At 69.3% G+C, this 24,431-nt stretch carries 26 protein-coding genes, 1 tRNA gene and 1 pseudogene; 15 read left to right on the top strand and 13 right to left on the bottom strand.

The genetic code is table 11. The features are described from left to right. Nucleotides 1–9: 9 nt before the first annotated feature. Complete coding sequence (locus FVO59_RS10645) at nucleotides 10–615, top strand: DUF4822 domain-containing protein (protein WP_220465664.1); 606 nt, start codon at nucleotides 10–12, stop codon at nucleotides 613–615. A gap of 70 nt (nucleotides 616–685) precedes the next feature. Here FVO59_RS10645 and FVO59_RS10640 read toward each other — a convergent pair whose 3' ends face one another. The 3 genes from FVO59_RS10640 to FVO59_RS10630 are packed head-to-tail and all read right to left on the bottom strand — an operon-like array spanning nucleotide 686 to nucleotide 3,531. Continuing rightward, complete coding sequence (locus FVO59_RS10640; RefSeq protein WP_182252612.1) at nucleotides 686–1,945, bottom strand: hypothetical protein; 1,260 nt, start codon at nucleotides 1,943–1,945, stop codon at nucleotides 686–688. Nucleotides 1,946–1,954: 9 nt separating this feature from the next. Further along, nucleotides 1,955–2,491: a DUF6264 family protein gene (locus tag FVO59_RS10635; RefSeq protein ID WP_182252611.1), complete on the bottom strand. Its 537-nt coding sequence runs from the start codon at nucleotides 2,489–2,491 to the stop codon at nucleotides 1,955–1,957. Then, a complete protein-coding gene (locus FVO59_RS10630) occupies nucleotides 2,488–3,531 on the bottom strand; it encodes a 4-hydroxy-3-methylbut-2-enyl diphosphate reductase (RefSeq protein WP_430736349.1) in 1,044 nt (347 codons plus the stop codon). Before FVO59_RS10630 ends, FVO59_RS10635 begins: the two co-directional genes overlap by 4 nt. Nucleotides 3,532–3,655: 124 nt before the next feature. On the opposite strand from FVO59_RS10630, the gene xseA reads away from it, so the two are divergent. The 8 genes from xseA to FVO59_RS10590 all read left to right on the top strand — a co-directional run bounded on the left by xseA (nucleotide 3,656) and on the right by FVO59_RS10590 (nucleotide 10,395). After that, the gene (gene xseA, locus FVO59_RS10625; protein WP_259363163.1) at nucleotides 3,656–4,933 is read left to right on the top strand and encodes an exodeoxyribonuclease VII large subunit; all 1,278 of its coding nucleotides are present in this window, start codon (nucleotides 3,656–3,658) and stop codon (nucleotides 4,931–4,933) included. 40 nt (nucleotides 4,934–4,973) lie between these two features. Continuing rightward, nucleotides 4,974–5,204 (top strand): exodeoxyribonuclease VII small subunit, encoded by a 231-nt coding sequence (locus FVO59_RS10620; protein WP_430736293.1) that lies wholly within the window; start codon nucleotides 4,974–4,976, stop codon nucleotides 5,202–5,204. Next, nucleotides 5,201–5,842, top strand: coding sequence for a DUF4245 family protein (locus FVO59_RS10615; protein WP_182252608.1), 642 nt, complete (start codon nucleotides 5,201–5,203; stop codon nucleotides 5,840–5,842). Before FVO59_RS10620 ends, FVO59_RS10615 begins: the two co-directional genes overlap by 4 nt. Next, a complete protein-coding gene (locus tag FVO59_RS10610; RefSeq protein ID WP_182252607.1) occupies nucleotides 5,839–6,513 on the top strand; it encodes a carbonic anhydrase in 675 nt (224 codons plus the stop codon). Before FVO59_RS10615 ends, FVO59_RS10610 begins: the two co-directional genes overlap by 4 nt. Continuing rightward, the gene (locus FVO59_RS10605) at nucleotides 6,510–7,904 is read left to right on the top strand and encodes a class II fumarate hydratase (protein WP_182252606.1); all 1,395 of its coding nucleotides are present in this window, start codon (nucleotides 6,510–6,512) and stop codon (nucleotides 7,902–7,904) included. Before FVO59_RS10610 ends, FVO59_RS10605 begins: the two co-directional genes overlap by 4 nt. Before the next feature lie 537 nt (nucleotides 7,905–8,441). Next, nucleotides 8,442–8,966 carry an endonuclease domain-containing protein gene (locus FVO59_RS16555; protein ID WP_259363162.1) on the top strand — a complete coding sequence of 175 codons (525 nt, stop codon included), beginning with the start codon at nucleotides 8,442–8,444 and terminating at the stop codon, nucleotides 8,964–8,966. 56 nt (nucleotides 8,967–9,022) lie between these two features. Further along, on the top strand, nucleotides 9,023–9,574 hold the full coding sequence (locus tag FVO59_RS10595; RefSeq protein ID WP_182252604.1) for a hypothetical protein: 552 nt from the start codon (nucleotides 9,023–9,025) through the stop codon (nucleotides 9,572–9,574). 248 nt (nucleotides 9,575–9,822) lie between these two features. Beyond that, nucleotides 9,823–10,395, top strand: coding sequence for a PKD domain-containing protein (locus FVO59_RS10590; RefSeq protein WP_259363160.1), 573 nt, complete (start codon nucleotides 9,823–9,825; stop codon nucleotides 10,393–10,395). 180 nt (nucleotides 10,396–10,575) lie between these two features. Here FVO59_RS10590 and phoH2 read toward each other — a convergent pair whose 3' ends face one another. The 3 genes from phoH2 to FVO59_RS10575 all read right to left on the bottom strand — a co-directional run bounded on the left by phoH2 (nucleotide 10,576) and on the right by FVO59_RS10575 (nucleotide 14,021). Then, nucleotides 10,576–11,931 (bottom strand): RNA 5'-3' helicase PhoH2, encoded by a 1,356-nt coding sequence (gene phoH2, locus FVO59_RS10585; protein WP_182252602.1) that lies wholly within the window; start codon nucleotides 11,929–11,931, stop codon nucleotides 10,576–10,578. A 177-nt stretch (nucleotides 11,932–12,108) separates the two neighbouring features. Beyond that, a complete protein-coding gene (locus FVO59_RS10580; RefSeq protein ID WP_182252601.1) occupies nucleotides 12,109–13,242 on the bottom strand; it encodes an aminotransferase class V-fold PLP-dependent enzyme in 1,134 nt (377 codons plus the stop codon). Further along, nucleotides 13,239–14,021 carry an isoprenyl transferase gene (locus FVO59_RS10575; RefSeq protein WP_182252600.1) on the bottom strand — a complete coding sequence of 261 codons (783 nt, stop codon included), beginning with the start codon at nucleotides 14,019–14,021 and terminating at the stop codon, nucleotides 13,239–13,241. Before FVO59_RS10575 ends, FVO59_RS10580 begins: the two co-directional genes overlap by 4 nt. Before the next feature lie 138 nt (nucleotides 14,022–14,159). On the opposite strand from FVO59_RS10575, the gene trhA reads away from it, so the two are divergent. Together trhA and FVO59_RS10565 are read left to right on the top strand one after the other, a co-directional pair. Next, complete coding sequence (gene trhA, locus FVO59_RS10570) at nucleotides 14,160–14,846, top strand: PAQR family membrane homeostasis protein TrhA (protein ID WP_182256712.1); 687 nt, start codon at nucleotides 14,160–14,162, stop codon at nucleotides 14,844–14,846. Between the two features lie 88 nt (nucleotides 14,847–14,934). Continuing rightward, a complete protein-coding gene (locus tag FVO59_RS10565) occupies nucleotides 14,935–15,408 on the top strand; it encodes an S-ribosylhomocysteine lyase (protein ID WP_182252599.1) in 474 nt (157 codons plus the stop codon). A gap of 46 nt (nucleotides 15,409–15,454) precedes the next feature. Here the strand turns inward: FVO59_RS10565 and FVO59_RS10560 are convergent, their stop codons facing one another. Further along, nucleotides 15,455–15,700, bottom strand: coding sequence for a hypothetical protein (locus FVO59_RS10560; protein WP_182252598.1), 246 nt, complete (start codon nucleotides 15,698–15,700; stop codon nucleotides 15,455–15,457). 72 nt (nucleotides 15,701–15,772) lie between these two features. On the opposite strand from FVO59_RS10560, the gene FVO59_RS10555 reads away from it, so the two are divergent. Both FVO59_RS10555 and greA read left to right on the top strand, forming a co-directional pair. Beyond that, nucleotides 15,773–16,159, top strand: a complete 387-nt coding sequence (locus tag FVO59_RS10555) for a DUF4307 domain-containing protein (protein ID WP_182252597.1) — start codon at nucleotides 15,773–15,775, stop codon at nucleotides 16,157–16,159. A gap of 121 nt (nucleotides 16,160–16,280) precedes the next feature. Beyond that, nucleotides 16,281–16,769 carry a transcription elongation factor GreA gene (gene greA / locus FVO59_RS10550; RefSeq protein ID WP_182252596.1) on the top strand — a complete coding sequence of 163 codons (489 nt, stop codon included), beginning with the start codon at nucleotides 16,281–16,283 and terminating at the stop codon, nucleotides 16,767–16,769. A gap of 70 nt (nucleotides 16,770–16,839) precedes the next feature. On the opposite strand, the gene ilvA is transcribed toward greA, so the two are convergent. After that, on the bottom strand, nucleotides 16,840–18,069 hold the full coding sequence (gene ilvA / locus FVO59_RS10545) for a threonine ammonia-lyase (protein WP_182252595.1): 1,230 nt from the start codon (nucleotides 18,067–18,069) through the stop codon (nucleotides 16,840–16,842). Continuing rightward, nucleotides 18,066–19,264 (bottom strand): annotated as a pseudogene (locus tag FVO59_RS10540) (AI-2E family transporter). The gene ilvA and the pseudogene FVO59_RS10540 overlap by 4 nt, the downstream one beginning before the upstream one ends. Before the next feature lie 117 nt (nucleotides 19,265–19,381). On the opposite strand from FVO59_RS10540, the gene FVO59_RS10535 reads away from it, so the two are divergent. Beyond that, nucleotides 19,382–20,596: a winged helix-turn-helix domain-containing protein gene (locus FVO59_RS10535; RefSeq protein ID WP_182256710.1), complete on the top strand. Its 1,215-nt coding sequence runs from the start codon at nucleotides 19,382–19,384 to the stop codon at nucleotides 20,594–20,596. Between the two features lie 39 nt (nucleotides 20,597–20,635). Here FVO59_RS10535 and FVO59_RS10530 read toward each other — a convergent pair whose 3' ends face one another. From FVO59_RS10530 to FVO59_RS10520, 3 genes are all read right to left on the bottom strand, one after another. Then, on the bottom strand, nucleotides 20,636–21,202 hold the full coding sequence (locus tag FVO59_RS10530; protein ID WP_182252594.1) for a LemA family protein: 567 nt from the start codon (nucleotides 21,200–21,202) through the stop codon (nucleotides 20,636–20,638). 73 nt (nucleotides 21,203–21,275) lie between these two features. Next, the gene (locus FVO59_RS10525; RefSeq protein ID WP_182252593.1) at nucleotides 21,276–22,589 is read right to left on the bottom strand and encodes an FAD-linked oxidoreductase, L-gulonolactone oxidase family; all 1,314 of its coding nucleotides are present in this window, start codon (nucleotides 22,587–22,589) and stop codon (nucleotides 21,276–21,278) included. Continuing rightward, complete coding sequence (locus FVO59_RS10520) at nucleotides 22,586–23,824, bottom strand: type III PLP-dependent enzyme domain-containing protein (protein WP_182252592.1); 1,239 nt, start codon at nucleotides 23,822–23,824, stop codon at nucleotides 22,586–22,588. Before FVO59_RS10520 ends, FVO59_RS10525 begins: the two co-directional genes overlap by 4 nt. Before the next feature lie 53 nt (nucleotides 23,825–23,877). Between FVO59_RS10520 and FVO59_RS10515 the strand changes: the two genes are divergently transcribed. Beyond that, nucleotides 23,878–23,950, top strand: a tRNA-Leu gene (locus FVO59_RS10515). A 9-nt stretch (nucleotides 23,951–23,959) separates the two neighbouring features. Here FVO59_RS10515 and FVO59_RS10510 read toward each other — a convergent pair. Further along, nucleotides 23,960–24,409: a MarR family winged helix-turn-helix transcriptional regulator gene (locus FVO59_RS10510; protein ID WP_182252591.1), complete on the bottom strand. Its 450-nt coding sequence runs from the start codon at nucleotides 24,407–24,409 to the stop codon at nucleotides 23,960–23,962. Nucleotides 24,410–24,431 lie beyond the last annotated feature (22 nt).

Raw genomic sequence — 24,431 nt, 5'->3', positions numbered from 1 at the left:
GTTGTCGACATGAACATCACGACCAGCCTCTCCCGTCGCTCCGTGCTCACCGCTTCGGCGATCGCCCTCGCCATCGCCGCCGTCGTCCCGACGTCGGCCATGGCCGCCGAGGCACCGGCGTCGGCATCCGCCCACTCGTTCTCGAAGACCAGCCTCACTCCGTCGGAGCTGCTCGCGTCGACCCCGTGGAAGACCACCGCCGCCGTCGATCAGGACGGCGACCGCATCGCTCTCGACGACCCGGCCGTGGCGAGCTTCGTCGGCTGGGCGTACTTCGACGCCGACGGCACCTACACGATGTACAACCTCGACGACAGCCCGAAGCTGCGCGGCGACTGGACCGTCACCCCCGACGGCTCCGAGCGCTGGATCAACGCCAAGAACGCTGCAGGCGACGTGCTGTTCCAGCGCGTCGTCCCGATCACCGAGCTCACCAAGAACGTCTTCACGTACCGCATCTTCCCGAATGCCGGTGACACCAGCACCTACTACGACATCGTGCACACCAAGACGAACCACGTCGAGCCCGGAACAGACGCGAAGGGACCCGGCGTGAACAACGGCAACGGCAAGGCACTGGGCCACGGCCACTTCAACAACGGCAACGCCCGCTGATCACCGTCTGGCGCGGCGAGCCCGGTCCCGGTCTTCGTGGCCGGGCTCGCTGCCGTCCGCGGGAAGGGGCTCAGCGTGTCGTGATCCGACGGACCCAGATCACGAGGTCGATCGCCGCGTCGATGATCAAGAGCACGCCGACCCCCCGCGCGAGGGGCGACCGCGTCGTGCTGGCCGCCATCCCTGCGGCCAGCTCGGCAACGCTCACCGCGGCGCCGAGCGCGGGTCGTTTGCGCAGGAACCGCGCGATCCGGGGCAGCGGGCGCTCGCGACGGGGCAGCGCCGTCATCTCGGCGATGCCGCCGACGGTGAGATCGGCCAGCGTGCGGGGCCACCCGCGCGGGGTGAAGCGCCGACCGGCCGCCCCGTCGTCGATGCCGGCCGAGATGAGCGAGGCCGGGACGCCGAACGCGGCCACGAACGAGCGGATTCGCTCGAGCTCGCCGACGGTTCCGTCGAGCGCCTCAGGAGCGCACGCGCGCCGTGCCGCGTCGAGGTCGATCGCATCGCCCATGCCGAGCCCCTGCAGCTCCTCGCTCGTCCCGTCGGCCTCGAGCAGCATGCGGCGGTAGACGTCGGCGCTCTCCGGCACGCGGATCGAGTCGATCTCGAGCACGGGCTGCGTGAGCCGCTCGATGTTCGGCCAGAACATCCCGGTGCGACCGCCGGTGGAGACCTCGATCCACGCCTCGCCATGCCGGGGCAGATTCACCTCGATGATCGGCTCGTCGGCCCGCCCGCCCGAGACCGCCATGTGCGGCTGATCGGTGGCGTAGCGGTACAGCGACCAGGTGCCCACCTCCAGGTAGTCCACGTCGACGCCTGAGAGCTGTGCGGTGACGCGGGCGCCCCACGGGCCACGGCGCGAGAACTCCGCCACCCGCACCGGCTCGATGGTGAAGTCGTCCTCGTCGGCGACGTCGCCGACGTCGTCAGGCATGCCGAATCCGCCGAGGTCCTCCGACGCAGCGGCCGGGTCGTCGAGCTGCTCGAACGCCGCCCCGAACTCCTCGTCGAGCTCCTGGTCGACCTCTTCGAGCGCGTCGTCGGGCATCCCGAGATGCAGTGTCAACTCAGCGTCCTCGAACAGCCGCTGGAGTGCGATGGCGGTCAGCTCGAAGCGCAGCCGGTCGTCGGCGTCGAGCGCGACCACGGCTCCGCTCTCGGTGACCGGGATGAGGAAGACGGCCTCGTCGCCGTCGAACCCGCGGGATGCCGCGAGCACGCGCTCCTGCCGGAGGATGCCGACCGCGATCGCCGTCGGATCGTCGCCCGCGGCTGACTCGACCGAGGCGTAGCTGACGTGGAACGCGATCTGCTCTTCTGACACCCTTCGAGGCTACCCGGCGGGCGGAGAGAGCAGTCCCGCGGTGAAGGCGGGGTCGCTGAACATCACGATCGAGATGCACGCCGACACCAGCGACATCGTGACGACGAAGCCGACCAGCGGGATCCACCACGCCGCCCTGTTCCTCTTGAGCTGACGGAACGACAGCCAGGCGGTCGTCGCGTAGCCGGCCAGCAGCACGACGACGGCGATCACGCCCCACGTGCGCGCCGCCGCGAAGTTCGTGAACTCACCCTCGAGACCGAGCAGCTGCATCGACTCGTTCAGAGTCGACGACATGTTCACGAACTGCGGGATCGAGGAGAGGACGTTCACGAGGCCGAAGCCCAGCAGCACGAACGTGATGAGGCGTCCGACCGGACGCGCGGGAGCCGTGCTCCCGGCAGCAACAGCAGGCGACACAGGTGCGGCCGGCGTCAGCTGGGGGACGGATGCCGCAGGCTCGGCGTTCAGCGGGGGCAGCCCTGCCCGCGCGCGCTGCTCCTCAGGAGAGGCGTATTCGCCGTACTGCGGCCTGTCGGCGCTCATGCTCGCGACGTCCGTCCGCCGAGGGCGCGCTCGTCGCGCTTGCCGGACGTGTCCTGGCGCAGCTCCTTCGGCAGCGAGAACATGAGGTCCTCCTCAGCCGTGCGCACCTCTTCAACGTCGGCGTACCCGGCCTCGTCGAGCGCCTCGAGCACCTCGCGCACCAGCACCTCCGGCACAGACGCGCCGCTTGTCACGCCGACCGTGCGCACGCCGTCGAGCCACTCCTGCCTCACCTCGTCGGCGTAGTCGACGCGATACGCGGCCTTCGCTCCGTACTCGAGGGCGACCTCGACGAGCCGCACGCTGTTCGAGGAGTTCGCCGAGCCGACCACGATCACGAGATCGGCGTCCTTCGCGACCTTCTTGATCGCGACCTGGCGGTTCTGCGTGGCGTAGCAGATGTCGTCGGACGGCGGGTTGTGCAGCTCGGGGAAGCGGGTGCGCAGCCGGTTGACCGTCTCCATCGTCTCGTCGACCGAGAGCGTGGTCTGCGAGAGCCAGACGACCTTGCTCGGATCCTTCACGACCACGGTGTCGGCTTCGTCGGGCGAGTTGACGATCGTGACATGATCGGGCGCCTCGCCAGCCGTGCCCTCGACCTCTTCGTGCCCCTCATGGCCGATCAGCAGGATCTCGTAGTCGTCGCGGGCGAAGCGCACCGCCTCGCGGTGCACCTTGGTGACCAGCGGGCAGGTGGCGTCGATGGCGTGCAGTCCCCGGTCGGATGCCGCGTTGACGACGGCAGGCGAGACGCCGTGCGCACTGAACACGACATGCGCGCCCTCCGGGACCTCGTCGACCTCCTCGACGAAGATCGCGCCCTTCTGCTCGAGCTCGGTGACGACGTGGATGTTGTGCACGATCTGCTTGCGCACGTACACGGGTGCTCCGTAGCGCTCGAGCGCCTTCTCGACCGCGACGACGGCGCGGTCGACGCCGGCGCAGTAGCCTCGGGGCGCCGCCAGCAGCACGCGCTTCTCGCCGTCGACCGGACGGTTCTCGAGGCGGGCGCGCTCGACGGCGCGACGGCGGGTCGGAATGTGCGGCACGGGCAGCGAGACAGCGGTTGAACTCACCCCTTCAGTCTACCGGCGCCACCTGTTCGCGGGCCGGGAGCGGGTGCGCCTCGAGCGCGGCGTCAGCGGCATCCGGGACAATGGTCCGGTGACCGTCTTCGAAGCCACCGCCGTCCCCGGCGAGCCGCCTCCCGCCGACTCGGTGGCGCCCCGCGACTCGACGCCGGCCGCGCCGACCTCCGTCGCGCGGCTCAACGGCACGATCCGCGACTTCATCGCGCGCTGGAACACGGTGTGGGTCGAAGGCGAGATCACGGCGTGGAATCTCCGCGGCGGCAACGTCTTCGCAAGGCTCAAGGACACCCGCTCCGACGCCCAGATCTCGATCCGGGTGTGGTCGAGCGTGCGTGCGCGGATCCCGGCCGATATCGCCGTGGGCGACCATGTCGTCGCCGCCGTCAAGGCCGACTACTTCGTCAAGGGCGGCGACTTCAGCTTCATCGTGTCGGCGATGAAGCACGTCGGCCTCGGCGACCAGCTCGAGAGGCTCGAGAAGCTGCGCGTGCAGCTTCGTCAGGAAGGCCTGTTCGATTCCTCGCGCAAGAAGGCCCTCCCCTTCCTGCCGCACTGCATCGGGTTGATCACCGGCGAGCGGTCGGATGCCGAGAAGGACGTGCATCGCAACGCAGAGCTGCGCTGGCCGCAGGTGCACTTCCGCACCGAGCCCGTCGCCGTTCAGGGCGACCGGTGCGTTCCCGAAGTGCTCGCGGCGCTGAAGCGGCTGGATGCCGATCCCGACGTCGACGTGATCATCATCGCCCGCGGTGGCGGCGACCCGCAGACCCTGCTCGGCTTCAGCGACGAACGGCTCGTGCGCGCCGTGGCAGCGGCATCCACCCCCGTCGTCAGCGCCATCGGCCACGAGAACGACCACCCGCTTCTCGACGACGTGGCGGATCTGCGCGCCTCGACGCCGACGGATGCCGCCAAGCGGGTCGTGCCGGACGTCGGAGAGCAGCGCGCGATCGTCGCTCAGCTGCGCGCCAGGGCCACGACGAGGCTCACGCAGCGCATCTCGCACGACATCACCCAGCTCGAGCAGCTGCGCTCGCGCCCTGTGCTGCGCTCGCCCGATCCGATCATCGACGACCGGGCGCAGGAGGTCTGGCTGCTGGTGTCTCGGGGGCGCGACACCCTCACCAGGGCGCTCGACGGAGCGCAGCGGACCACGGCCGAGCTGCGCGCCTCGCTGCGCGCGCTCTCGCCTGCCGCCACGCTGGCGCGAGGCTATGCGATCGCGCACCTCGACGACGGGCGCATCCTCAGCGACGCGGCCGATGCGCCGGCGGGAACTCCGATGACGGTGACGGTCGACCGCGGATCGGTCCGCGCCGTGTCGCAGGGGCCGGCGGCCGAGGCGGGCTGACCGGATCGGCGCCGTCCGACACGCCGGTAGGATGGAGGGCGTGACTGCCCCCAGCGACTCCCCTGTCGAAGAACTGTCGTTCGAGGCCGCACGCGACGAACTCGTTCGCGTCGTCGCCGAGCTCGAGCAGGGCTCCCCGACGCTGGAGCATTCCCTCGCTCTGTGGGAGCGCGGCGAGGCGCTGGCCGCCCGCTGCGAGGAGTGGCTGCTCGGCGCGAAGCGCCGGCTCGACGCCGCCCGCGACGCAGCATCCGCCGGAGCAGGCGAATGAGCCGCGGCCCCCGCGTCGTCGCCGGACTCGGCCGCCCCGAGACGCCTCAGGAGACCGCCGACCGCAAGGCCGAGGCCAGCCGGGTCTACCGGTCGAGCCAGACCTTCCGCAACCTCATCGCGGCCCTGATCGTCACGGTTGCCGTCGTCGCCGTCGTCGTGCTCGGAGTGCCGCGCGGCGAGGTCCCCGACCGACCGGGGATCGACGTCGCCGCGATCGCCTCCGATGTCGAGACGACGATGCAGCGCCCCGCTCTCGTCGTCGAGGCCGACGACTACTGGCGGGTCAACGACGCGGCTCTCGCGGGTGGCGCCACTCGCGTGTGGACCATCACCCTCGCCCCCGCCGCAGACGACGAGCGCGGGTTCGTCCGCGTCGCACAGGCGTTCGGCACCGATGTCGGCTGGGCGCCCCAGGTGCTCGACGGCATGGCACCCAACGGCACCACGACGATCGACGGCCGGGAATGGGACGAGTTCGACCTGCGCGAGCGCGGAACCGCGAACATCTCGTACGCGATCGGAACCCAGGCCGGTTCGGACTACGTCCTGCTGTACGGCTCCCAGTCGCCGGAGGCGACCGCCGAGCTCGCAGAGACCCTTTCCACGCAGATCGACGACCTGGAGGAGGCCGAATGACCGCAACGCTCACACCCGCCGAGGCCTGGCAGGAGATGCTCGACGGCAACAGGCGTTTCGTCGCCGGCTCACCCGCTCATCCTCATCAGGATGTCGAGAAGCGCCACGAGCTGACCGAAGGCCAGGCGCCGATCGCGACGCTGTTCGGATGCTCGGACTCGCGCCTCGCCGCCGAGATCATCTTCGACAAGGGCCTCGGCGACCTGTTCGTCGTGCGCAACGCGGGCCAGGTCATCGGCGAGTCCATCGTCGCCAGCCTGGAGTACGCCGTCGGCATCCTGAACGTTCCGCTGATCGTCGTGCTCGCACACGACTCGTGCGGCGCAGTGCGCGCCGCCATCGAAGGCACCGCCATCGACGCGGCGCCCCTCCCGGCGGGCATCTGGAAGCTCATCGCCCCCATCGTGCCCGCCGCGCGCAAGGTGCTCGCCGAGACGGGCGGCAGCACGGTCGCCGACATCGATGCCGAGCTGGTCGGGCGCGAGCACCTGCGCAACACCGTCGCAGACCTGCTGCACTCGTCCGAGCTGATCAGCAACGCCGTCGCCGCAGGCCGCCTGGGCATCGTCGGCGCCAACTATCGTCTCGCAGAGGGCACCGCCGTGCCCGTCGTCACTGTGGGCATCGACACCGAGGGGCACAGCCCCGCTTCCGAGGAGGGATCGGCATGACCGACATCGAGTACCGCATCGAACACGACACCATGGGTGAGGTCCGGGTGCCCGCCAAGGCGCTGTACAGCGCGCAGACCCAGCGGGCGGTCGAGAACTTCCCGATCTCGGGCAAGGGCCTCGAGTCGACCCAGATCGCGGCGCTCGCCCGCATCAAGAAGGCCGCGGCCCTCGCGAACAAGGAGCTGGGCACCCTCGACGGCGCGATCGCCGACGCCATCGCGAAGGCGGCAGACGAGGTCGCCTCCGGCAAGCACGACGGCGAGTTCCCCGTCGACACCTACCAGACCGGATCAGGCACCTCGTCGAACATGAACATGAACGAGGTGCTGGCGAACCTGGCATCCGGCATCCTCGGCTCGACCGTGCACCCCAACGACCACGTCAACGCGTCGCAGTCGTCGAACGACGTCTTCCCGACGTCGGTGCACATCGCGGTCACCCAGGCGCTCATCGACACGCTCATCCCCTCGCTCGACCACCTCGCCGTCGCCCTCGAGGCGAAGGCCGAGCTGTGGAAGGGCGTCGTGAAGTCGGGCCGCACGCACCTCATGGACGCGACGCCCGTCACCCTCGGCCAGGAGTTCGGCGGCTACGCCCGCCAGATCCGCCTCGGCATCGAGCGCGTGCAGTCGGCCCTCCCCCGCGTGGCCGAGGTCCCCCTCGGCGGCACCGCTGTGGGCACCGGCATCAACACGCCGCTCGGCTTCCCGCAGAAGGTCATCGAGCTGCTGGCGGCCGAGACGGAGCTGCCGATCACCGAGGCGAAGGACCACTTCGAAGCTCAGGCGAACCGCGACGGTCTCGTCGAGACCTCGGGTGCGCTGCGCACCATCGCCGTCTCGCTGACCAAGATCAACAACGACCTGCGCTGGATGGGCTCCGGCCCCAACACGGGCCTGGGCGAGCTGCACATCCCCGACCTGCAGCCCGGCTCGTCGATCATGCCGGGCAAGGTGAACCCGGTCGTGCCCGAGGCAGTGCTCATGGTCTGCGCGCGGGTGATCGGCAACGACGCGACAGTGGCGTGGGCCGGCGCGTCGGGCTCGTTCGAGCTCAACGTCGCGATCCCCGTCATGGGCACCGCGCTGCTCGAGTCGATCCGCCTGCTCTCGAACGCCGTGCGCGTCCTGGCGGACAAGACCATCGACGGCCTCGAGGCCAACGTCGAGCGCGCCGCAGCCTTCGCGGGCATGAGCCCGTCGATCGTGACCCCGCTGAACAAGGTCATCGGATACGAGGCCGCGGCGAAGATCGCCAAGCACTCCGTCGCCAAGGGCATCACCGTGCGCGACGCCGTGATCGACCTCGGTTACGTCGAGCGCGGCGAGATCTCGGAGCAGGAGCTCGACGCGAAGCTCGACCTGCTGTCGATGACGCACGCGGGCTGACCCGTGTGACGGGGCGGACTCACGTGTGACGCCCCTGCACACTTTTCCCCGCCCTGCACACAAATCCTCTTTCCCCGCCCTGCACACAAATCCTCGCGATTCGTGTGCAGGGCGGGGATTTCTGTGCATCGGCGACTATCCACAGACCGCGCGGCGTCGAGAGTTGTCCCCAAAACCCGGGAGCAGGCGCCGTCGGGGATGCGGACACCGGTCAGAGTGGATGCCATGCTCTCGGCTCCCGACACGATCCACCGTCTCGGCGGCGTGGCGCGCGGTTCTCATCTACAGACGCTCGGCTTCGACCGACGGCACCTCGCCGCGTGCGTCGCCCGCGGCGAGATACGGCGAGTGCGCCCAGGAGTGTTCTGCTCCAATGCGCTCTCGTCCGAGGTGCATAGCGCAGTGGCACATGGGGGCGCCCTCACCTGTGTCAGCCTGCTGCGCCGATCGGGAATCTGGACCCTCTCCCACTCGGATGCGGTGCACGTCTGGATGGGTCCGGGTCGCCATGCGCGCCCTCACCGCGGATGCCGGTGCGTGAGCCACTACCAGCAGGGCCGCCCACCGCTGAGCACTGCGCCACTCGTGGCGGCACTCCTGCACTTCCGTCAGTGCGAGGGCGATGAGGCGTTCTTCGCCGCGTTCGAGTCGGCATGGCGCAAACGACTGCTGTCGCGCGCCCAGCGGGATCAGGTCCGCGCCGGACTGCCCAGAGGTGCCCGGTGGCTTGTCGACCTCGCACGGCCGGACGCAGACAGCGGACTCGAATCGCTGCTCCGTCTGCGTCTTCACATCATCGGCATCCGGCTGGACTGCCAGGTGGTCATCGACGGCGTAGGACGTGTCGACTTCGTCATCGACGGGCGGCTGATCATCGAGGCCGATGGCAGAGAGAACCACGATGCTCCCGTCAAGCGGCACAAGGATCTGGTCCGGGATGCTGCGGCATCTGCGCTCGGGTACGAGACCCTGCGTTTCGACTATGCACAGCTCATCCATGGCTGGGACACGGTGCAGGGTTCGATCCTGGCGGCGCTGCAGCGGACGGCTCAGCGGTCATGACCCGGGTTGTGGATAACGTCAGCGGCGCATTCTCGATCCGCGTTAGCGTGGGTGCCGTGACGATGACGACCACTCTTCTGCGTGCGGTCTCGGCCCTCGCCGCCGCCGGCCTGCTGGTCGGAATGCTGTCGGCATGCTCTCCCGAGGCGGAACCGACTTCGGAGCCCACGAAGACCGCGGCCTTCGCCACGGACGAGGAAGCGTTCGCAGCGGCCGAGGAGACTTATCGGGCATTTATCCACGCGCAGAATCAAGTTGACCTCGATGATGCTTCGACGTTCGAGCCCGTCTTTAGACTGACCGTAGCCGACGCGAACACTGCTGTTCGAGAATCGCTAAGCCAGCTCAGCGCCGAAAACGTGACTATGAGGGGTGAATCCTCCGTAGCGAGTGTCGAGCCACTCGATGTGGATCTTTCCATCGGCACGATCTCGATGCACATTTGCGTTGATGTCTCGGAAACCGAGCTTGTGGGTCTCGATGGAGAATCCTTGGTCCCGCCTGATCGTGCCGATCTTCAATCACTCCTGGTCGATTTCGTCACTCAGGAAGCGGGGGACGTGAAAGTCTCGCGCACCGTAGGAGCCGAGAAGCCGTGTCGACAATAGGAGCCGCGCTCGTAGTTGCCGCGCTGCTCGTCCCAGGAGCGACACCGCCGCCGCACCCCTGTGGGATAGCCGCCACGGGCTGCTCGTCGAGCGTCAACGGCGGCGTTGTGGATGTATCCGGCTCTGCATCCACGCGCGGACATGACAAGTCTAAGAATCGACCTTCCCGCGATGGCGGTGGCGGACGCGACTCAAGCGCCACCATCGGGTACGCCCCGCCGCCACCGTCGCCGTTCGAGAACTGCCTGGTGGACTGGGATTCGTACCGCGGCTGCTGGCAGAACAGCGTCCCTGGCGAGGATGCTGACCCCGAGGACGGTGCGGAGTCCCCCGGACTCCCTCCGATCACCATCACCGACCTTGCGAGTTTCTCCCCGGCGAAGGGCACGATCCTCGGCGAGCCGGACAACCTGGGGGTCGCCGGTCTGCCGACGAACTTCGTCACCGAGGCTGCGCAGCACGTCCGGTCGGGCGAGCTGTTCGGGTTCCCCATCGAGGTGAGGTTCACTCCGGTGTCATACACGTTCCACTACGGCGACGGAGCTTCGGAGACCACCTCCTCCCCCGGCACGAGCTGGGAGAGCCTCGCGCAGGCGCAGTTCACACCGACCGACACCAGCCATACATACTCCGAGCGGGGCACCTACGACGCCAACGTCACCATCGCCTACACCGCCGAGATCGACCTCGGCGTCGGCTGGTTCCCCATCGACGGGCAGCTCGACATCCCCGGCCCCACGCAGCAGATCCGCATCTTCGAGGCGCACACCGCCCTGGTCGCCCGCACCTGCATCGAACAGCCCTCCGCCCCCGGCTGCTGATCCCGCCCCGGACACCCAATCAACGCCCAGCCCCACCCAGCCGACCTGCTATGAAACGGGGCCGGCACTCCGGACGGCGGACGGATCCTCCCAGAACGTCCACTACCCGGCGTGCCGGCCCCCAAGCGTCACCCGCGTCGCCCGCAGACGCACGAGGGGCCCAGCTCAGCGCACCGGAGCTCAGCTCAGCTCGCCGCCCTCCAGCAGCTCCGTCACCAGGGCGGCGATGGCCGAGCGCTCCGAGCGCTGCAGCGTCACGTGGCCGAAGAGATCGTGCCCCTTCAAGGTCTCGATCACGCTCGCGATGCCGTCGTACCGACCGACGCGCAGGTTGTCTCGCTGACCGACGTCATGGGTCAGCACGACCCGCGAATTCTGACCGATCCGGCTGAGCACGGTCAGCAGCACATTGCGCTCCAGCGACTGCGCCTCGTCGACGATGACGAACGCGTCGTGCAGCGAGCGGCCGCGGATGTGCGTCAGCGGCAGCACCTCGAGCATCCCTCTGGCCACGACCTCTTCCAGCACGTTGCCCGACACGACAGAGCCGAGGGTGTCGAACACCGCCTGACCCCACGGGTTCATCTTCTCGCCCTGATCACCGGGCAGGTAGCCGAGCTCCTGACCGCCGACGGCGAACAGCGGGCGGAAGACGATGATCTTCTTCTGCTGCTGTCGCTCGAGCACCGCCTCGAGCCCCGCGCACAGCGCCAGTGCCGACTTGCCCGTTCCCGCTCGACCGCCGAGCGAGACGATGCCGACCTCAGGGTCGAGCAGCAAGTCGATCGCGATCCGCTGCTCAGCCGAGCGACCGTGCATCCCGAACACCTCGCGGTCACCACGCACCAACCGGTACTCGCCGTCCGACACGACCCTGCCGAGAGCCGAGCCGCGCTCCGAGTGGATGATCAGCCCGGTGTTCACCGGCACGCCGCGCACCTCGTCGCTGAGACCGACCTCGCTCTCGTACAGGTCGCTCATCTCATCGCCCGACAGATCGAGGGTCGCGATTCCCGTCCATCCGGAGTCGACCGCCTGCTCGGCGAGGTACTCCTCGGCGGCGAGACCGAGCGACGCAGCCTTCACCCGCATCGGCAGGTCCTTCGACACGATCGTGACGTCCTGCCCGTCGTGCGCGAGCTGCGCCGCGGTGGCGAGGATGCGGCTGTCGTTGTCGCTGAGCCGGATGCCCGCTGGCAGCAGCGACATGTCGGCGTTGCCGAGCTCGACACGCAGCGTGCCGCCGTCACCCACCTCGATCGGGAAGTCCAGTCGGCCGTGCTCGACACGCAGCTCGTCGAGATGACGCAGGGCGCGCCGCGCGAAGTAGCCCAGCTCAGGATCGTGCCGCTTGCCCTCGAGCTCGCTGATCACCACCACGGGCAGGACGATCGAGTGCTCCGCAAAACGGAACAGGGCCTGCGGGTCACTCAGCAGCACCGAGGTGTCGAGCACATATGTGCGAAGAGCCGTGTCATCGTGTGACACGGCTCCGGCTGCTGACGTGGACTGCTGCTGTGCTGAACGTGTGGTCACGATCCACTCCCACCCGGGATGTGCTCCCGGCTCTGCAGCGAGTCGACCAGGGCCACGAGTCGCGATCCTTGGGGCCGACCCGACCGGACACGGTGTCCGATGCCATGAACGTACGTCCGCCGCGCCTCGGGCGAGCGGCGACACGCAGGGAGTGTCGCCTTAAGAATCGATGAACGATCAGCGTCCGGATGCGGCGAGCGCAGTGTCCAGCATGTCGAGCGTCTCCGCGCTCGTTCCCGCGTGCGCCGCCACACGGACGGCACCTCCGCGGACGGTGACGACCAGCCCCGCGTCGGCGAGCACACCACCCGCCTTCTCGGCCTCGGCGGGGATCAGCGAGACGATGCCCGCACGACGCTGCGGCTCGTTCGGGGTCTCGACGCGGATGCCATGGCGCGCCGCCATGTCGATGATGCGATCGGCGTTGCGCCTCACACGTTCCTCGACCTCTGCGACCCCGACACCCTGCAGCTCATCGAGCGCAGCCGCGAGCCGTGCCGACGCGAGGTGGTCGGGAACGCTGGTCGTGTACGCCCGCGCCGTGTCGGCGGGACGAGGGACCTCGCCGCGGAACGGGCCGTCGGCCGCTGTCCCGGTGATCCCGCTCAGCAGAGGCGCGATGCGCCCCCGCGCGATGTCAGAGAACCTCGCGAACCCCGTGCCGCGGCCGGCACGCAGCCACTTGTAGCCGTGACCGACGACGACGTCCGCAGCCGACCAGTCCTCCGCGACGACACCGAACGACTGCACGGCGTCCACGATCAGCAGCCTCTCGGGTCCGATCAGCTCACGCAGAGCCGCGAGGTCGGCCCTGTACCCCGTGCGGTAGTCGACATGGCTCACCGCCACGGCGGTCACCGAATCATCGAGCGCGTCGGCGACGGCATCCGCAGTCACCCACCCTCGCGGCGGATCGATCCACCGCGGCGAAAGGCGCCCGGCCGACAGGTCCGCGGCCCGCTGAAGCGGAAGCGTGATGCTCGGGAAATCCGCGGTCGCCGCGATGACCGTGCCCGTCACGCCGTACAGCGCGTGCTGCAGAGCACCCGTCGAGCTCGGGCTGAGCACCACCTCATCTGCTCGAGCGCCGAGCAGATGGGCGAGCGACGCGACCGCGTCGCCGCTGCGAGACTGACCGCGCGCGTGATGCCTCGGCGAGAACGAGCCCAGCGCTTCGGCCGCCGCGTCGATCGATGCGCGAACGGTCGGCGAGAGCGGGCCGAGGGCGGCCCAGTTCAGATACCCGACCTCACCGGCGCACGATGCGACGTACCGCTCCGCCGTGCCCGTCCCCGGCAGCTCGTCGCTCATCGCCCGAACCGGCGATCGCGGTCGGCGAAGTCGCGGATCGCCCGCAGGAAGTCGACCTCGCGCAGGTCTGGGCCGAGTGCCTCGACGAAGTAGAACTCGCTGTGCGCGCTCTGCCACAGCAGGAAGTCGCTCAGCCGCTGCTCGCCGCTGGTGCGGATCACGAGATCGGGGTCGGGCTGACCGCCGGTGTACAGGTGCTCGCCGATCATCTCGGGGGTCAGCTGCTCGGCGAGGTCCTCGAGGGTTCCTCCCGATGCGTCGTGCTTGCCGATGATGCTGCGCACTGCGTCAACGATCTCGTTGCGGCCCCCGTAGCCGACCGCGAGGTTGACATGCAGTCCGGTGTGACCGCTGGTGCGCTCCTGCGCCTCGGCGAGCACCCGGGAGAGCTCCGGAGGCAGGATGTCGGCGCGGCCGACGTGCTGCACGCGCCACTCGCCGTGCTCGGCGAGGGTGTCGGCGAGCTCGGCGATGATCTCGATCAGATCGCCGATCTCCTTCGAGTCGCGCTTGAGCAGGTTGTCGGCAGAGAGCAGGTAGAGCGAGACGACGCCGATCCCGAGGTCGTCGCACCAGCCGAGGAACTCGCGCATCTTGGCAGCTCCGGCGCGGTGCCCCGCGGCCGCGCTGTCGAAGCCGAGCTGCCTGGCCCAGCGGCGATTGCCGTCGATCATCATCGCGACGTGGTGGGGAGCCTTCGCCGGGTCGATGCGCCGTCGAAGGCGGTTCCCGTAGAGCCAGTAGAGGGGTCCCCGTCCCGAGCTCTCGCGTGCAGTCACGTGCCTACGCTACCGCCCCCGGCGATGGCGCCGCGGCAGCATCAGGGACATGTACCGCTGACGGCATGCGGGCGAACGTAGAGTGAGCGAGTGCGCACCCCAGCCTCCGACGACGCAGACCTCCCCCAGCTTCCCCTGATGGATGCGGCGGCAGTCGACGCCGCTGTGGAGGTCAAGCCCACCTGGCGCGGCTGGATCCATGCCGGCACCTTTCCCGTCGCGATCGCGGCCGGCATCGTGCTGATCGTCCTCGCCCAGGGCGGGCCGGCGAAGAGCGCGGCAGCCGTCTTCATGACCACCTCATTGCTGCTCTTCGGCAACTCGGCGCTGTATCACCGGTTCAACTGGGGGCCGAAGACCAAGGTCGTGCTCAAGCGCATCGACCACGCGAACATCCTGCTGCTGATCGCCGGCACTTACACCCCGCTCGCTGTGCTGGCCCTGCCCCCTCAGAAGGGACTCGTGCTGCTGATCGTGGTGTGGAGCGGCACAGTGCTCGGCATCCTGTTCCGGGTCTTCTGGATCAATGCTCCGCGCTGGCTCTACGTCGCCCTCTACCTCGCCCTCGGCTGGGCCGCCGTGATGTACATGGTCGACCTGGTGCACGCCAACGTGGCCATGATGGTGCTGGTCTGCGTCGGCGGCCTGCTCTACACGGCCGGCGCCATCGTCTACGCCATGAAGAGGCCCAACCCGTGGCCAGGACACTTCGGCTTCCACGAGATCTTCCACGTCTGCACGGTGCTCGCCTTCCTCTGCCACTGGACCGCGTGCCTGCTCATCTCGCTCAAGCCCCTCGCGCCGTCGCTCGGCGTCGCCGGCTGACCTCCGCGACGTCGCGCGAGGTAACTCCCGCGCCATCGGCCCCTCCCCGGGATACGCTCGAATCGACCGTCGAAACCGAGGAGCGAGAATGGCCGAAGTCGAGAGCTTCACCCTTGACCACACCGCCGTGAAGGCGCCGTATGTGCGTCTCATCAGCGTCGAGCACGGCCCGAAGGGAGACGCGATCTCGAACTTCGACGTGCGCTTCGTGCAGCCCAACGAGGGCGAGATCCCCACCGCGGGCCTGCACACCATCGAGCACATCCTCGCGAGCGCCGTCCGCGACCGCATCGATGGCCTGATCGACATCTCGCCGTTCGGATGCCGCACCGGATTCCACGCCATCTTCTGGGGTGAGCCGGCTGTCACCGACGTCGTCGCGGCGGTGCGCGGCGGCTTGGAGTTCATCGCCGAGAGCGCAGAGTGGAGCGACGTGCCCGGGGTCTCGGCCGTGGAGTGCGGCAACTACCGCGACCACAGCCTGCACAGCGCCAAGGAGTGGTCGAAGACCATCCTCGGTCAGGGCATCAGCCTCGACGCGTTCGAGCGCGTAGGCGTCTGAGCGGTTCGGCGGAACGGTTCGGCGTCCGCGCCCCGTCGGACGGGTGTCAGCGCCCGCTCTCGTCGCCCTCGCCCTGCTCTCGCAGCGCCGCCTCTTCGGCATCCAGCTCCTGGCGGACCTCTTCGCGGTAGCGCACGCGGCGGATGCGGCGGTTCATGTCCCAGATCAGCAGCACGACCGCGACGACGATCAGCACGATCATCGCGAAGCCAGCGAATCCGGGAGTCACCGAGTCCGGGTCGACCGTCATCGTCGGGGTCGGCATCGGGGTGTTCTCACCGAACAGGATCATGGGTCCGCCTTTTCCTCACAGGTCGAATAACCTGGAAGTCCAGCCTATCCGCCGTCCACACCCGGGAGAGACGTGACCACCGCACGCGAGCTCGATGAGCGATACGGTCGCACCCCGAGCCGTCGCCTCCCCTGGATCGTCTTCGGAGCGATCGTCGTCGCAGCGATCGTGGCGCTCGGCTGGACGATCGTGGCGAAGCAGATGAGCGCGGTGGATGCCGACGACCTGGGCTTCACCGTGGTCGACGAGCACAGTGTCGAGCTGCACTTCCAGTTCACCGCCTCGCCGGGTTCGGACGTCGCCTGCGCGGTCGAGGCACTGGATGAGGAGTTCGGCGTAGTCGGGTGGAAGATCGTCGAGATCCCGGGCGGCGAGCATCACACCAAGGGCGTCGCCGTCAGCATCCCGACCGTCGCCGAGGCGACCACCGGTTTGGTGAAGACCTGCTGGGTCACCTAGAATCATCCGAAAGATGACCGACGCCCCGGCCCACGCCGGGGCGTCTTCGCATATCCCTCGGGCCGCAACGCGACCCGATGTCCCCCAAGCCCCTGAAGGGGCCCGCACGAAGGAGCACGCTGTGTCCACAGACGCTCAGGTACCTTTCCTCACGCAGGAGGCCTACGACCGGCTCGTCGAGGAGCTCGAGCACCTCTCCACCGTCGGCCGTGACGAGATCGCAGCCCGCATCGAAGCGGCTCGCGAAGAGGGCGACCTCAAGGAGAACGGCGGCTATCACGCCGCGAAGGACGAACAGGGCAAGCAGGAGGCGCGCATCCGCACGCTCCAGCAGCTGCTGAAGACCGCCAAGGTCGGCGAGGCGCCCACCAGCCGCGGCATCGTCGAGCCAGGCACCGTCGTCACCGCTCTGGTCGCGGGCGACGAGGAGGTCTTCCTGCTCGGCAGCCGTGAGATCGCAGCCGGCGGCGACCTCGACGTGTACAGCGAGGCGAGCCCCCTCGGCCAGGCGATCATCGGACTGAAGGTCGGCGACAAGTCCAGCTACGAGGCCCCGAACGGGCGTTCGATCAGCGTCGAGATCACCGGCGTCGAGACCTACACCGGCTGATCTGCACAGCTGGTCCCCACACGCGAACGGCGGGATGCCCTGGGGCATCCCGCCGTTCGCATCCGTCGTCTCAGTCGGGGACGATGACCGGCTCGAAGCCGGCTTCGCGCAGGGTGTCGAGAGCGAGCTCGGTGTGCTCTGGCCCGCGGGTCTCGATCGAGAGCTGCAGGATCATGTCGCTGATCTGGAGGCCGTGCCCGTGGCGCGTGTGCAGCACCTCCATCACATTCGCTCCGGCCTGCGCGAGCAGGTCGGACACCTTGGCGAGCTGACCAGGTCGGTCGGGGAGCGGGATGCGCACCGTCGCGTACCGGCCGGATGCCGCGAGCCCGTGCGCGACGACCCGCTGCAGCAGCATGGGATCGATGTTGCCTCCCGACAGGATCGGCACGGTGACACCCGTGTCGTGCACCTTGCCGGCCAGGATCGCCGCCACCCCCACCGCGCCCGCGGGCTCGACGACGACCTTGGCGTGCTCGAGCAGCACGAGCAGAGCGCGGGCGATGTCGTCCTCGGTGACCGTGACGACCTCGTCCACGAGCTCGCGGATGATCTCGAAGGGCACGTCTCCGGGTCGTGCGACGAGGATGCCGTCGGCGATGGTCGGATGCGTCTGGATCTCGACCGGGCTTCCTGCCTCGAGCGACGGCGGGACCGCTGCGGCATTCTCTGCCTGCACGCCGATCACGCGCACCGTGCGTCCGGCCGCCGCGGCCGCAGCCTTGACGGCGGCGGCGACGCCGGCGATGAGCCCGCCACCGCCGATGCCCATGATCACCGTGTCGACGTCGGGGACGTCTTCGATGACCTCGAGGCCGAGCGTCCCCTGCCCGATCACGATGTCACGGTGATCGAACGGGTGGATGAGCACCGCGCCCGTCCGCTCGGAGAACTCGGCGGCGAGCCGCAGCGAGGTCGCGACCGTCTCGCCCTCGAGCACGACCTCGGCGCCGTATCCGCGGGTGGCCAGCAGCTTGGGCACGGGCACACCGAGCGGCATGAAGATCGTCGCGGGGATGCCGAGCATCTGCGCTGCGAGCGCGACGCCCTGCGCGTGGTTGCCGGCCGACGCGGCCACCACTCCCCTGGCGCGCTCCTGCTCGGTCAGGCGGGAGAGCCGGTACGTGGCGCCGCGCACCTTGAACGATCCGGTGCGCTGCAGGTTCTCCATCTTCAGCATCACCCGAGACCCGAGGATCTCGCCGAGGGCACGGGACAGCTCCGTCGGCGTTCGGGAGATCACCCCGGCGAGGCTCTCCGCGGCGGCGGTGAACTCGGCCAGGCTGGGAACTGCGGTCATCGATTCCTCCTCTGCCGCTCACGCGGCACTGTGCTCCAGATGAGATCCTCTGCGGCCGGCTCCTGCCCGGTGCGCCATGCACCCGAGCTGATGGTCACGGCCGCGACGTTGACGAATGCGGCGAGAGGCACCGCGAAGAGTGCGCCGGGGATGCCGGCGATCATGGCGCCGCCGGCGACGACGAGCACCACGGCAAGGGGGTGCACCTTGACCGCCGAGCCCATCAGGATCGGCTGCAGGACGTGCCCTTCGAGCTGCTGTACGAGCAGCACGACGGCGAGCATGAGCAGCCCGATCACGGGGCCGTTGTAGACCAGCGCGAGGAACACCGCGAGCGCTCCTGTCACGACGGCGCCGACGATCGGCACGAACGAGCCGAGGAACACCAGCACCGCGACAGGGATGGGCATCGGCACGCCGAGCAGGGCCGCGCCGACTCCGATCCCGACCGCGTCGATGCCGGCGACGAACATCTGCGTCCGCGCGTAGTCGACGACGGTCGCCCAGCCGTTGCGGGCCGCCGCGTCGGCCGCCGGGCGAGCGGTGCGCGGGAAGAGCTTCAGCGTCCATCTCCAGATGCCGCCGCCGTCGGCGAGAAGGCAGATGAGGATGAACAGCGCGAGCAGCGCCCCGGTGACGATGTGGGCGGCCGTCCCGGTGACGGCGAGCGCGCCGTTGAGCAGCAGGTCGGCCTGTTCGTTCAGCAGCCCGATGCCCTGCTGGATGTACCCGTCGATCTGCTTCTCGGTCAGGTGCAGAGGACCGTCGAGCAGGAAGTTGCGCAGCTGGCCGATGGCATCCGCCGTCTTCGCCTGCACGTCGGGAAGCTGAGCGCGGATCTGCCAGACGACCAGCCAGAGAAGGCCGGTCACGACGCTGAGGGTGCCGACCACGGTGATCGCGATCGCAAGCCATCGGGGAACCGGGCGCGCAGCATGAGCTGGAACGCCGGCCACAGCAGCGCCGTGATGAGGATCGCGACCATCAGCGGGATGACCAGGAGCTTGAGCAGCATCACCAGCCAGATGAACAGCGCGATCAGGCCGGCTATCACCAGCAGCCGCCAGGAGTAGGCGGCTGTGACGCGCAGAGGAGCGGGCACCGACTCGTCCGCCTTGGAGGTCACCGTCCGGTCGATCACCGGCGGGTAGTGGCGGAACGGATTGCGGAACCTCGGTCTGGGGTCGTCGCTCATTGTGCAATTCTACGTTCGGCCCGAATCGCCCCCGCGCCGCGTGTCGGCGGCTGCGGATACTCTGGCGCGGTGACCGTTCACCCCTCCCAGACCCTCAGCGCCGCCGAGGCGCGTCGCATGACCCTCGCGGCGCAGGGCTTCTCCCGACGCCGACCGGATGCGGCGGCGGCCCGTCATCTCCACCGGGCGATGGGGCAGCTGGGCGTGCTGCAGATCGATTCGGTCAACGTGTTCGCGCGTTCGCACTACATGCCGATGTTCTCGCGGCTGGGCGCCTACGACCCGGCCGTGCTCGATCGCACCTTCGTGTCGCGCACGACGCACTACGTCGAGTACCTCGCTCACGAGGCGACCTTCATGCCCGTCGCCGACTGGGCGGTGTGGGGATTCCGCATGCAGGACTGGCGCGAGCGGGCGGCACGCCCAGGCGGCTGGATGCATGCCCACAGCCGCACCCTCGACTGGGTGCGCGACGAGCTTCGCACCCGCGGACCGCTTCGTCCGGCCGACCTGCGAGACGACGCTCCGCGCGAGCGGGGCTCGTGGTGGGACTGGGACGAGGCGAAGATCGCCCTGGAGCACCTCTGGCGCTGCGGCGAGGTCGCGATCGCGGGCCGTGTCGGCTTCGAGCGCCGTTACGGGCTCGCCGAGCAGATCATCCCGGCCGAGGTGCGCGACCACGTGATCCCCAGAGAAGACGCCGTGCGCGAGCTGGTGAGGCGGGCCGCGCGCTCGTACGGCGTCGCGACGGTCGCCGATCTCAACGACTACTACCGTCTGAGGGATCAGTCGGCGGTGCGCGCGGCTGTCTCGGATCTCGTCGACTCGGGTGAGCTCGAGCCGGTCGTCGTCCGCGGATGGGATCGCGGCGGGAGGCCGATCCCGGCCTGGCGCCATCGCGACGCGGTGCTGCCCCGCCGCATCGACCGCGCCGCGCTGCTCACGCCGTTCGATCCGGTGGTGTGGTTCCGTGACCGGGCGCTGCGGGTGTTCGACTTCGACTACCGGATCGAGATCTACGTCCCGGCCGAGAAGCGCCGGTACGGGTACTACTCCCTGCCGATGCTCGTGGGCGACCGGGTGGTCGGCAGAGCCGACCTGAAAGCGGATCGGGCGTCTTCGACGCTGCGGGTGCAGTCGGCGTGGTGGGAGGCGCATGCGCGCCCCGCGGAAGACGCCGCGCGCATCGCCGACGAGCTCGTCCTCGCCGCGCTGTGGCAGGGACTCGAGCGGATCAGCGTGTCGGGATGGGGAGATGCGGCGGATGCCCTCGCGCACGCTCTGCACGGCGCCGACACCGCGGTCGAGCGCCACGTGCACCCGCGGGAATGACGAACGCCCCGTCCATAGACGGGGCGTTCGGTCTGCGTGTCAGAACTGCACGCGCGGGGGCTCGGAGATCGCCCCGTCGTCGCTGACCTCGAAGAACTCCCGCTCGGTGAAGCCGAGGCCGCGAGCGAAGAGGTTGTTCGGGAACACCTTGATCTTGGTGTTCAGCTCGCGCACCCCGCCGTTGTAGAAGCGGCGCGCGGCCTGGATCTTGTCCTCGGTGTCCACGAGGGAGTGCTGCAGCTGCAGGTAGCTCTGACTGGCCTGCAGCTGCGGGTACGCCTCAGCGACCGCGAAGAGACTGCGCAGTGCCTGCTGCAGATGACCTTCGGCCACACCTGCCTCCGCAGGGCCGGTCGCGGCGAGCGTCTCTGCACGAGCGCGGGTGACTCCCTCGAAGACCTCCTTCTCGTGCGCGGCGTAGCCCCGCACGGTCTCGATGAGGTTGGGGATGAGGTCGGCTCGACGCTTGAGCTGCACGGTGATACCGCTCCAGGCCTCATCGACGCGCACGTTCAGCTGCACCAGCGAGTTGTACGTCGACCACAGATAGATGCCGACGAGCAGAAGCACTCCGACGACGATCAGTACCGGCCACAGCCATTCCATGCGGAGCCCCCTCTTGAATCGACATCCATCCTATGCGCGGATCACTGCGCGTCGGCTGGACGACAGGCCGCGCTCAGGCGCCCAGGACGCGTTCGAGATGGCGGTTGCCGAACAGCCGATCGGGGTCGAGGCGGTCGCGCAGTGCGAGGAAGTCGTCGAAGCGCGGGTATCGCTCGCGCAGCTGCTCGGCGCCCTGACTGTGCAGCTTGCCCCAGTGCGGCCTGCCGCCGTTGGCGAGCATGATCTGCTCGACGGCGTCGAAGTACTCCCGCGGGTCCACGCGCCAGTACCGGTGCACCGCGATGTACGCGCTGTCCCGACCGTGCGCCGTCGACAGCCACAGATCGTCGGCCGCCGCGAAGCGGACCTCGACGGGGAATTCGACGCGCCAGCCGCGATCGTCGATGAGCGCGCGCAGCTGCTGGAACGCCGGCACCAGGTTCTCGGCGGGCAGCGCGTACTCCATCTCACGGAAGCGGACGTTGCGGTGGTGGACGAGCACCCGGTGCGACTGGTCGGAGTACTCCGCATCGCCCGTCAGCGTCACGGCCAGGCGGTTGAACGGCGGGATGACGGCCGGCACGGCCCTGCTCACCGCGCAGAACGCGCCGAAGACACCGTTCGACAGCACGCTCTCGTCGAGCCAGCGCTGCACGGGCGGAACGGGTCGACGGCGGGTCGACTCCGGCATCCGGGTCTGGGTCTTGGTGAGGGCGACGTCGGTGTGCGGATGCCAGTAGAACTCGAAATGGTCTGCCTCCGCCGCCCGCTCGTGAGCGGTGTCGAGGGTCTCGTCGAGCGGCACCGGCGCGTCTACGGCCTGCAGGACGAATGCGGGCACGCACTGCAGCGTGACCTCGACGACGATGCCGAGCGCGCCCAGTCCGACGACGGATCCTGCGAGCAGCTCGCTGTTGCGGTTCTCGTCGATGCGCAGGAATTCGCCTGCGGCGGTGATCAGCGTCATACCGCGCACCTGGGTGGCGATGCCGCCGAAGCGGGCGCCGGTGCCGTGAGTGCCGGTCGAGATGGCTCCGCTGATCGACTGGCGGTCGATGTCGCCGAGATTCTGCATCGCCAGTCCGTACGGCTTCAGCAGTGCGGGGATGCGGTGCAGGCGCGTACCCGCGAGCAGCGTCACCAGCCCGGTCTGCGGGTCGGCCGACACCAGCCCCTGCATGTCGTCGAGCTCGAGAAGCACACCGGGTGCCGCGGCGATCCCGGTGAAGCTGTGCCCCGCGCCCACGGCCTTCACCGTGAGCCCCTGGGCGGCAGCCGCCTTCACGGCGCGCTGCACGCCCTCGGGTGAGCGGGGTCGCTCCATGCGCACCGGCCGCACAGCCGCGGTACGACCCCAGTTCCGCCAGATCGCGCCTGGTCGCGTCATAGGAACACCTTTCCCTCTCCGCGGTAGGTGGGCAGCTCGCCTGTCACGGCGCCGTCCGAGACGAGATGGTACCGATCGATCCGCTCGGCGGGTTCGCCGCTCTTCGCATGCCGGAACCAGACTCGGTCGCCGACACGGAGATCGCGCGCGGCGGCGCCCTGCAGCGGCGTCTGCACCTCGCCCGCCGCCTCGCGACCGAGGGTGTGCAGGCCCGAGGGCCAGACGGGGCGCGGCTGGCGGGAAGCAGTGGCGGGGCCGGACGCGATCCATCCGCCGCCGAGCACAGTCGCGATATCGGCCGTCGGCTTGCGCACGACGTCGAAGGCGAACGCTGCCGCGGGCGCGGGGCGGAAGGAGCGGTAGCCGTCGAAGAGGTGCCCTGCGAGCAGGCCGCTGCCTGCTGTCGCCTCGGTGAGCGACTCGTCGCTGCCGGTGAACTCGAGCGATCCGGTCCCTCCGCCGTTGAGGAACTCCAGCGGCGTCACGCCGAGCATCGCCTCGGCGATCTCCGCACGCCGTCGGCGCAGCTCGTCGCGCGAGCGAGCCTGCACCATCCGGATGACCGGTGCGTCGGCTCCTGCGGCATCCCCCTGGCCGGCGATCTGCGCCTCGTACATCTGCAGGCCGACCAGCCGGAACCCCGGACGCCGCACGATCCGCCGGGCGAAGGCCGCCACGTCGGAGGCGGAGTGCAGCGGCGAACGGCGCACACCGACATGGCCGAGCGACGGCGACCGCAGCGAGGCGTCCACGTCGATCGCGACGCGCACCTCGGGGCGCGCTCCTGGAGCGGCGACCGAGTCGATCAGGTCGAGGTGCGAGAGGTCGTCGATCATCAGGGTGATGCGCGATGCCGCCTGCTCGTCCGCCAGCAGGCGGCTCAGCCCTGCGCGATCGACGGTCGGATAGCCGAGCACGATGTCGTCGTGCTTCTCTGCGAGCCAGAGCGCCTCGGCGAGGGTGAATGCGAGGATGCCCTGGTATCCGGGGATCTCGAGCACAGCGTCGAGCACCGCACGCACGCGGACGGACTTCGTCGCGACCCGGATCGGGATGCCTCCTGCGCGCACCAGCAGGTCCAACGCATTGTGCCGCAGCGCTTCACGGTCGATCACGGCGACGGGTGCCGGAAGATGGGCGGTGGCCTCGGTCAGCGAGGCCCAGTACCGTTCGGGGGAACGCCAGGCGGCCTCGGAGTCGGATGCCGGACGCAGGCCTGCGGTGAGATCGAGCACTCCCCCACCATACGACGCGGCCCCTGCGGGGCGTCGATAGGCTGAATCGGCGGGCCCCCATAGCCCAACGGCAGAGGCAGGCGTCTTAAACACGCTTCAGTGTCGGTTCGAATCCGACTGGGGGCACGGACTCCCTCAGCGGACGGCGGGCTCGCGGTGCAGGGCCTCCACCATGGGCGCGAGTTCGGGCTGGTCGGCCGCCTCGGCGAGCACGCGCTCGAGGGTCGCATCGTGCACCGGCTTGGCGCGATCGTGCAGCTCATGGCCGGCGGCGGTGAGCTCGGTGTAGATGCCGCGGCGATCATCGGCGCAGAGGATGCGCGTGAGCAGCGCGCGATCTTCGAGCCGGTTCACAAGCCGCGTGGTGGCGCTCGGGCTCAGCGCCGCCGCGCGCGCCAGCTGCTGCATGCGCATGTGCCAGCCGTCCTGGCGGTTCAGCGCGTCGAGAACCGTGTACTCCACGACCGACAGCCCCGCCTCGGCGGTGAGCGCGCGTTCCAGCTCGACCTCGATCATGCCGTGAAGGGCGGCGAGGGTTCGCCAGCCCTGCGCGCGGATCTCGACGGCGTCGTCTGCGATGCCCATGAGCGACTCCCTCAAAGTAGTT

This window comes from Microbacterium esteraromaticum (assembly GCF_014084045.1).
Lineage (GTDB): Bacteria > Actinomycetota > Actinomycetes > Actinomycetales > Microbacteriaceae > Microbacterium > Microbacterium esteraromaticum_D.
This window is presented reverse-complemented; position numbering and strand designations above follow the sequence as displayed.

Bases quoted from the DNA above. Each gene is read 5' to 3' on its own strand.
- FVO59_RS10645 (WP_220465664.1), top strand. From the start codon at position 10: ATGAACATCACGACCAGCCTCTCCCGTCGCTCCGTGCTCACCGCTTCG.
- FVO59_RS10635 (WP_182252611.1), bottom strand. From the start codon at position 2,491: ATGAGCGCCGACAGGCCGCAGTACGGCGAATACGCCTCTCCTGAGGAG.
- FVO59_RS10615 (WP_182252608.1), top strand. From the start codon at position 5,201: ATGAGCCGCGGCCCCCGCGTCGTCGCCGGACTCGGCCGCCCCGAGACG.
- FVO59_RS10610 (WP_182252607.1), top strand. From the start codon at position 5,839: ATGACCGCAACGCTCACACCCGCCGAGGCCTGGCAGGAGATGCTCGAC.
- FVO59_RS10605 (WP_182252606.1), top strand. From the start codon at position 6,510: ATGACCGACATCGAGTACCGCATCGAACACGACACCATGGGTGAGGTC.
- FVO59_RS10580 (WP_182252601.1), bottom strand. From the start codon at position 13,242: ATGAGCGACGAGCTGCCGGGGACGGGCACGGCGGAGCGGTACGTCGCA.
- trhA (WP_182256712.1), top strand. From the start codon at position 14,160: ATGGATGCGGCGGCAGTCGACGCCGCTGTGGAGGTCAAGCCCACCTGG.
- FVO59_RS10565 (WP_182252599.1), top strand. From the start codon at position 14,935: ATGGCCGAAGTCGAGAGCTTCACCCTTGACCACACCGCCGTGAAGGCG.
- FVO59_RS10560 (WP_182252598.1), bottom strand. From the start codon at position 15,700: ATGATCCTGTTCGGTGAGAACACCCCGATGCCGACCCCGACGATGACG.
- ilvA (WP_182252595.1), bottom strand. From the start codon at position 18,069: ATGACCGCAGTTCCCAGCCTGGCCGAGTTCACCGCCGCCGCGGAGAGC.
- FVO59_RS10535 (WP_182256710.1), top strand. From the start codon at position 19,382: ATGACCCTCGCGGCGCAGGGCTTCTCCCGACGCCGACCGGATGCGGCG.
- FVO59_RS10530 (WP_182252594.1), bottom strand. From the start codon at position 21,202: ATGGAATGGCTGTGGCCGGTACTGATCGTCGTCGGAGTGCTTCTGCTC.
- FVO59_RS10525 (WP_182252593.1), bottom strand. From the start codon at position 22,589: ATGACGCGACCAGGCGCGATCTGGCGGAACTGGGGTCGTACCGCGGCT.
- FVO59_RS10510 (WP_182252591.1), bottom strand. From the start codon at position 24,409: ATGGGCATCGCAGACGACGCCGTCGAGATCCGCGCGCAGGGCTGGCGA.